Source organism: Roseateles sp. P5_B10 (assembly GCF_056400485.1).
In genome coordinates, this window is the sequence record NZ_JBFULE010000230.1 from 1 (window position 1) to 7130 (window position 7130).

The window sequence follows — 7130 nt, forward strand, 5'->3', positions numbered from 1 at the left end:
GCCCGGCAGCGAAGAGACGGGAGTCACTTCGACTTGGGGAGGCCAGGGGCCGCAAGACCTGCCAGCGGCGCCGCCGGTCGGTATCCCGCCGTCGCCGGCGCGGCTGCCCGAGATGCTGAACGCCGATGCCGACATGCCCTTCATCACCCTGCCCATCGGCTCCAGCGTGGCGCAGGCCGAACGCGCGCTGATGCTGGCCACGCTGCGCCACTTCAACCACCACAAGGAACGCACAGCTGCGGTGCTGGGGATCAGCCTGAAGACGCTGTACAACCGGCTGAAGGAATATGCAGCCGAAGGCAGCGCGGCTGCGGATCTCGGCGGCCCCCCGCAGCGCGACTGAGCGCGGGCACGGCGCGCGGATTGCCCCAACTGCATTCCGACACTMTGATGAAGGAAGCACCATGGGTCACGCAGATTGGGTTGACGATGCGGCCGATGCTTCGCGGCATGGCCTGCAGAAGGCGCAGAACGCCGCGCGGCGCGGCCTGGACCATCTGGCCGACGGCGTGAGCGAAGCGCGCGACGCCATGGCGCCGGTACTGCGCAACATGCGCTCCGGCGTCTCGCAGGTCCGCGAGCGGACCGTGGGCTATGTGCGCGACGAGCCGGTGCGCTCCGCCCTCGTTGCGGCGGCGGTCGGCACACTGGTGTTTGCGCTGTGGCACCTATTGAGCTCGCGCAGCAGCCCCCGCTGATGCCCCGCTAGCACCCGCGCCATCTGCGCCGCCTCGGCCAGGCGCAGCGGCGTGCGCGTGCGCAGGGCCTCGTCGAGCAGCCGCGTCCAGCAGCGCACCACGGCGCGGTGATCCGCGTCGCCCGGATGCAGCTCCAGGCGCAGCAGCGGCGCCTCGCGGGCGCGGCGCGCCTGCAGGCTGTTCCAGGCCAATGACAGCCCGCGGCGCCAGGCCGTGCGTGTGCTGAACACCAGGCTGGGCGCCGGCAGCACATGCCGGTGTGGCAGGGCGATGACCTCGGTCAGCGTGCAGGTGTGGCGAAAGCCTGCGTCGGCAACGGCTTGCAGCGCCGGTGGGGCGAGCAGCCAGGCCGGCGCGACGAAGCCGTCCATGGGCAGACCGTGGTCGCCGGCCCAGGTACGGCCCTCGCGCAGCCGTTGCATGGCCTGCGCGTGGGACAGGGCGGCAAACTCGCCCTCGCCCGCCGTGTAGTGGCGGCGCAGCAGATAGTCGCCCAGGCCGCGCAGCGGCGGGCCTTCGTCGCTGTGGGTGAGGCCGTGCAGCAGCAGTTCATGGCCGGCGCCGGCCATGCCGCGCAACCAGCGCAGATAGCGCGGCGGCACTTCCGCATCGCCGTGCATGCGGGGCACCACGAGCAGGGACAGCGGCAGCCGCACGCCGGCATGGCTGGCACAGCGGCGCAGTTCAGCCAGCACGCGCAGGCAGCCGTCCCAGCGCGCCGGTGACACGTCGTGCAGCACGACGCACACGGCGCCGGCCGCTCGGGTCGGCGCCGTCAACGCTGGCGTGCCAGCCGATTGGCCAGCGGCAGAGCCGGGTTGCGGGCCGGCGCAACCAGTGTGGGCTGGCGGCCGAGCAGGGCGGTGTAGCGCCGCGTCATCTGCGCCATCACGTGCGGCCAGTCCTGCGCTTGGGCGCGCGCCAGGGCGTTGCGGCGCTGAACCGCCTGGTTGCCGTCCAGGCTGGCGTCCATCGCTTCAGCCCAGGAGCCGGCCCGCGGCCGGTCCACCAGCAGTCCCGCGTCGCGCGCCAGTTCGGCCAGGCCGCCGGCACTGGCGACCACCACCGGCGTGCCGCAGGCCATGGCCTCGAGCACACCCAGGCCGAAGGTCTCCTGGTCGCCGGCGTGCACGTAAGCATCGCAGCTGGCCACCATGCGGGCCAGTTGCCGGCTGTCGTGTTCCGGCGGCAGCACCAGCACCTGTTCGCCAAGCGGCGGCGCCGGCCCGTCGCCCACGGCCAGCAGCACATGGCCGCGCCCCAGCAGGGCGACCGCATCGGCCAGCAGCTGCAGGTTCTTCTCCAATGCGAAGCGGCCGGTGTAGATGAACAGGCGCGTATCCGGCGCCAGGCCGTGGTCGCTGCAAAACTGCAGCCGCCAGGCGGCGTCGCGCGCGCAGGGCGTGAAGGCCGAGCAGTCCACGCCCAGGGGCTGCAGCGTCACGCGCGGCACGCCCCAGGACTGCAGCAGCTGCACCATGCCGCTGCTGGGGGCCATGACGAGATCGAAATGGCGGTAGAGGTTGACCAGATAGCGCCGGGCCCAGCGCTCGGCGCCGCGCCCCAGGCGTGTGCCTTCGGGGCCGCCCGCCAGGCGCGCCGCCAGCTGGGGCAGGTTGCTGTGGCAGAAGGCCACGGCCGGGATGCGCAACTGCTCCGCCGCGGCCAGCGACGCCCAGGCCAGTACATAGGGGTCGGCGGATTCGACGATGTCGGGCGCGACGAATTCGATCTGCCGCAGCGCACGGCCCCGGCCCAGCACCATGCGGTAGCCGCCGCTGCGGGGCAGGGGCATGCCGCCACAGTCCACCATGCCGGGACCCTGGGCGCCGGGCGCGATGACCGTGTGCCGCCAGCCCAGCGGGCGCAGCCGCTCATGCTTGGCCGTCAATACGCGCCGCACGCCGCCCGTGGCGCCCCAGAACATCGATACATCCAGCAGATGGGGGCCCGCACCAGGACGCGTCTCCTGGACCTGCTGCTCGGGCACGGCGTGGTTCGCATGCATTGCGGCGCGGCGGCAATCGGCATGCCTGGCACGTCGCCTGCCTGGGCACGACATGCCCAATCCGCCGTCATCCCGGGCCCCGGAGGTTCGCCAGGCGCGCCAGGCCGGCCTGCGCTGGCTCAGCGATACGGGTCCCGGCATCCGCCGCGAGCCGGCGACTTCCGGCGGCTTCCAATACCGGGACGCCCAAGGCCGGCGTGTCCGTGACGACGCCACGCTCGCGCGCATCCGCAAGCTGGCCATTCCACCGGCCTGGCAGCAGGTCTGGATCAGCCCGCATGCCGACAGCCATCTGCAGGCCACCGGCCGCGATGCGCGCGGGCGCAAGCAATACCGCTATCACTCCGACTGGATGGCCGGCCGCGGCCAGACCAAGTTCGACGGCCTGCTGCGCTTTGGCGCCGTGCTGCCACGGCTGCGCCGACGCGTGCAGCGCGCGCTGGCGGGGCAGGGCGAGCCCACCCGCGAGCGCGTGCTGGCCACTTTGGTGCGCCTGCTGGACACCACCTGGCTGCGCATCGGCAACAGTGCCTATGCGCGCGAGAACGGCTCCTACGGCCTGTCGACGCTGCGCAACCGCCATGCCGGCGTGCAGGGTGACGCCATCCGGCTGTCCTTTGTCGGCAAGAGCGGCGTGCGCCACTCGGTCAGCGTGAGCGACCGCCGTGTCGCCCGCATCGTGCGCCGCTGCCGCGAGCTGCCCGGCCAGGAGCTGTTCCGCTATCTCGACGAGGGCGGYCAGACCCATCCCGTCGACTCGGCGGACGTCAATGCCTGGCTGGCCGAGGCCGCCGGCCGGCGCGTGACGGCCAAGGACTTTCGCACCTGGCATGGCAGCGTGCTGGCCCTGCAGTTGACGCTGCAGGCCTGTGCCGAAGGCGCCGAGCCCTGCCGGCCGCAGCAACTGCTGGCCGCCGTGGCCAAGCGCCTGGGCAACACCCCCGCGGTTTGCCGCAAGGCTTACATCCACCCCCGCGTGCTGGCCCTGGGCGACGCGCTGAGCGATGAGGCGGCCCGCGCCGCGCTGCGCGCCCAGCCGTGGGCGGCGGCGCCTTCGGCCCGGTCCGGCCTGAGCGCCGCCGAGCGCCAGTTGATGGCCCTGCTGCGCTCCCGGGCGGCCGCTCGGTCGACCTGAGCAGCAAGGGCCAGGAAGGGGCGGGCATTCCACTTGCCATGACGGCGGAATGCAACAGCCGGAGTGAAGCGTCGTGCGCATCGCCTATGTCACCGAGACCTTCCCGCCGGAGATCAACGGCGTGGCCCTGACGGCCGAGCGCGCCCTGCGGCATCTGCGCGACGTCGGGCACGAGGTGCAGCTGATCCGGCCGCGCCAGCCGGGTGAAGCGGCCCGCCGCGACGAGCGGGAATGGCGCTGCGGCGGCGGGCCCATCCCGATGTATCCCGAGCTGCGCTACGGCTTGGCCACGTCGGCGGGGCTGCGCGCGCTGTGGCGCGAATGCGGCGGTCCGCCCGATCTCGTGCATGTGACGACACCCGGCCCGCTGGGCTGGGCCGCGCTGCGCGCTGCGCACGCCGAGGGCGTTCCCCGCAGCGCCGACTTCCGCACCAACTTCCACGCCTATTGCGGCCACTACGGCCTGGGCTGGCTGGAGACCGTCGTGCTGGGCTATCTGAAGCGCCTGCATGGCATGGCCGACCTCAACTTCGTGCCGACCGCGGAGCTGCAGCGTGAACTCGCCGCCCACGGCTTCGAGCGCCTGCGGGTGCTGGGCCGGGGCGTCGACGCCAAGCTGTTCTCGCCTGATCGCCGCGACCTGCGGTTGCGCCGCGAATGGCGCATCGGCAACGATCACCGCGTCATGCTCTATGTCGGCCGGCTGGCGCCGGAGAAGAACGCGAGCCTGGCGTTGCAGACCTTCGAGCGCCTGAGCGCCCGCCGTCCGGGGCTGYGCATGGTGGTGGTCGGCGACGGCCCGCTGCGCGCGAAGCTCGAGCGCACCCACTCGACGGCGCGCTTCGTCGGCATGCAGACGGGCCTCGCGCTGGCCCGCCACTACGCCAGCGCCGACGTCTTCCTCTTTCCCAGCCAGACCGAGACCTTCGGCAATGTGACGCTCGAAGCCCTGGCCAGCGGCCTGGCCGTCGCCGCGTTCGACACCGGCGCCGCCGCCCAGCATGTGCGCGACGGTGTCAGTGGCTGCCTGGCACCGGTCTGCCAGGGCCTGGACGCCGCCGATGCCTTCCTGGATGCGGCCACCCGCGCCCTGGATGCCTCCGCGCCCGACGGCCTGCTGCGCATGGAAGCGCGGCTGGACGCCCTCCAGGCCGACTGGGGCAGCGTGCAGCGCCGCTTCGAGCAGCAGCTGCTGCAACTGGCTGCGGCCGCCCGGACCGTGCCGCGCTATGCCGCCCTGGCTTGATGCCGATCGCCTGCGCAGCGCCGAGCTGGACCTGCGCGTAACGGCTGGCCTGATGCTGTGCTGGAGCGCCTGGTGAGCTCCGTTGCTGCCACGCGGCACGCCGTGCCATCACCGACCACGCCGCGGGCGTTCAGCTGCGCCTGCGGCCGGCCGGTGTTCTTCCGCAACAGCGAATGCCTGGCCTGCCACCGGCCGCTGGGTTATGCCCCCGCTCGGGGCCAGTTGCTGGCGCTGGAGGCCGCACCCACACGCTCAGGCCGCGGCGGCTGGCGCGAGGCCGGCGTGCCGGCACGCCGCGCGCCCCGCTACGCGCGCTGTGGCAACCTGGACAGCGCGGCCGCGTGCAACTGGCTGCTGGACGTCACGGAAGTGATGGCCGGCTTCACGCTGTGCCGCTGCTGCCGGCTGACGCGTATCGTGCCTGACCTGTCCCAGCCCGAAGCCGGCCTTTGGTGGGGGCGCATCGAAGCGGCCAAGCGCCGCCTGGTGTCATCGTTGATCGGCCTGGGCCTGCCGGTGCTGTCGCGCGCCGAGGATGCCGAGCACGGCCTGGCCTTTGACCTGCTGCTGGCGCCCCCCGAAGGCCCGGCCGTCATCACCGGCCATGCCGATGGCGTCATCACGCTGGACGTGTCCGAGGCCGACGACGCGCGCCGCGAGGCCCGGCGCCATCAGCTCGGCGAGCCCTACCGCACGCTGCTGGGCCATCTGCGCCACGAGACCGGCCACTACTACTGGCAGCGCCTCGTCGAGCCGACGGACTGGCTGCCCGTCTGGCGCGAACTCTTCGGCGACGAGCGCGAGGACTATGGCCAGGCGCTCCAGCGCCACTACGCCAACGGCGCGCCCCCCGACTGGGGCCAGCGTTTCGTCAGCGCCTACGCCAGCGCCCACCCCTGGGAGGATTGGGCCGAGACCTGGGCGCACTACCTGCATCTGGTCGACACGCTGGACACGGCCCGCAGCTTCGGCCTGGATGGCGAGCGGGTCGAGTTGAACTACGAACGCTTCGACGCCAACCTGGTGGCGGATGCCGGTTTTCTGCAGCTCGTCAACAGCTGGATGGAACTGACCGGCGTGCTCAACGAGCTGTCACGCAGCATGGGCGTGGCCGACTTCTATCCCTTCGTGCTGCCGGCGCAGGCGGTGCGCAAGCTGCACCTGGTGCACCGCGTCGTGCAAGGTGCTCGGTCATGAGGTTGGGCCGCCCACTGCTGTGCGCATTTTTCGCGCCCGAGCAGCGGCCCCGGCGCGGGGCCGCTGCCAGGCCTTAGTTGCCGTCGCGGCGCGGAGCGCGCGTGCCGTCCGCGGGCCGTGAAGACGGTTGCGTCATGCGGGCATGGCAGTGCCCGCGGCAGCTCTCAGCGCCAGTGCGGCGCCAGTGCGACCGGTGCCGGCCGGGTGTGCAGCTCAGGCAACTGCGGCGGCGGCGAGGGATGGGTACCCACCCGCGCATCCAGGCGAGCCAGCACCTCGTCGACATTCAGCGGCTTGGGCCACAGTTCGCAGAAGCCCCAGTCCTCGACCGGGAAGTTGACGTCGGCCGTCACGGCCACGGCTGGCACCGACTCGCAGCCAGGCAGCGCCCGCAGCAGGCCGAGCAACCGGCTGCCGTGGCAATCGGGCAGGCCCAGGTCGAGCAGCAGCAGGGCGGGGTGCAGGCCGGCCGCCATGCAAAGCGCCTCTTCGCCCGTGGTGGCGACGAGGAGCTCCAGTTGAGGCCGTCTTTCCAGAATCGCGGCCAYCAACAGCGCATTGACCGGGTGGTCCTCGACATAGAGAACGGGTCGGCGGGCTGGGCTGGGCATGGGTCCTCCGGAATGAAAGCTCAGGCCTGGTGGCAATCCGCGTGCCCGGCGCCGCGATGCAAGCCGGGCACCGCCCTTGCCACTGACGGGCTCTCGCCAACCAGGGCCCATCTATGTCCACTTCCGCCGCCACCACCGACGCGCCGCGCAGCTTCGGCGTCTTCAAGCCGGTCGGCCACGTCGTCATTTCATTCCCCGAGGCGGGCCAGGCCGCCCGCGCCGGCCAGGCCATGGC

The 7130-nt window shown here is 72.4% G+C and carries 8 protein-coding genes; 5 read left to right on the plus strand and 3 right to left on the minus strand.

What is annotated here, in order from left to right; translation table 11 throughout:
- On the plus strand, window positions 1–343 hold a 343-nt coding region (locus AC1DU6_RS15215), incomplete at its 5' end, for a helix-turn-helix domain-containing protein (protein WP_477858069.1).
- Between the two features lie 61 nt (window positions 344–404).
- A complete protein-coding gene (locus AC1DU6_RS15220; protein WP_457391676.1) occupies window positions 405–698 on the plus strand; it encodes a hypothetical protein in 294 nt (97 codons plus the stop codon).
- On the opposite strand, the gene AC1DU6_RS15225 is transcribed toward AC1DU6_RS15220, so the two are convergent.
- Complete coding sequence (locus AC1DU6_RS15225; protein ID WP_457391675.1) at window positions 593–1477, minus strand: DUF2334 domain-containing protein; 885 nt, start codon at window positions 1475–1477, stop codon at window positions 593–595. The genes AC1DU6_RS15220 and AC1DU6_RS15225 overlap by 106 nt on opposite strands.
- Window positions 1474–2706, minus strand: a complete 1233-nt coding sequence (locus tag AC1DU6_RS15230) for a glycosyltransferase (protein WP_477858072.1) — start codon at window positions 2704–2706, stop codon at window positions 1474–1476. Before AC1DU6_RS15230 ends, AC1DU6_RS15225 begins: the two co-directional genes overlap by 4 nt.
- A 52-nt stretch (window positions 2707–2758) precedes the next feature.
- Here AC1DU6_RS15230 and AC1DU6_RS15235 point away from each other — a divergent pair, with 52 nt between their 5' ends.
- The 3 genes from AC1DU6_RS15235 to AC1DU6_RS15245 all read left to right on the plus strand — a co-directional run bounded on the left by AC1DU6_RS15235 (window position 2759) and on the right by AC1DU6_RS15245 (window position 6284).
- On the plus strand, window positions 2759–3841 hold the full coding sequence (locus AC1DU6_RS15235; RefSeq protein WP_457320655.1) for a DNA topoisomerase IB: 1083 nt from the start codon (window positions 2759–2761) through the stop codon (window positions 3839–3841).
- 73 nt (window positions 3842–3914) lie between these two features.
- Window positions 3915–5087, plus strand: coding sequence for a glycosyltransferase family 4 protein (locus AC1DU6_RS15240; RefSeq protein ID WP_477858074.1), 1173 nt, complete (start codon window positions 3915–3917; stop codon window positions 5085–5087).
- Window positions 5088–5159: 72 nt separating this feature from the next.
- A complete protein-coding gene (locus AC1DU6_RS15245; protein WP_457320658.1) occupies window positions 5160–6284 on the plus strand; it encodes a zinc-binding metallopeptidase family protein in 1125 nt (374 codons plus the stop codon).
- Between the two features lie 164 nt (window positions 6285–6448).
- On the opposite strand, the gene AC1DU6_RS15250 is transcribed toward AC1DU6_RS15245, so the two are convergent.
- Entirely contained in the window at window positions 6449–6895 is a 447-nt protein-coding gene (locus AC1DU6_RS15250; protein ID WP_477858076.1) for a response regulator, read from the minus strand.
- Between the last annotated feature and the right edge of the window lie 235 nt (window positions 6896–7130).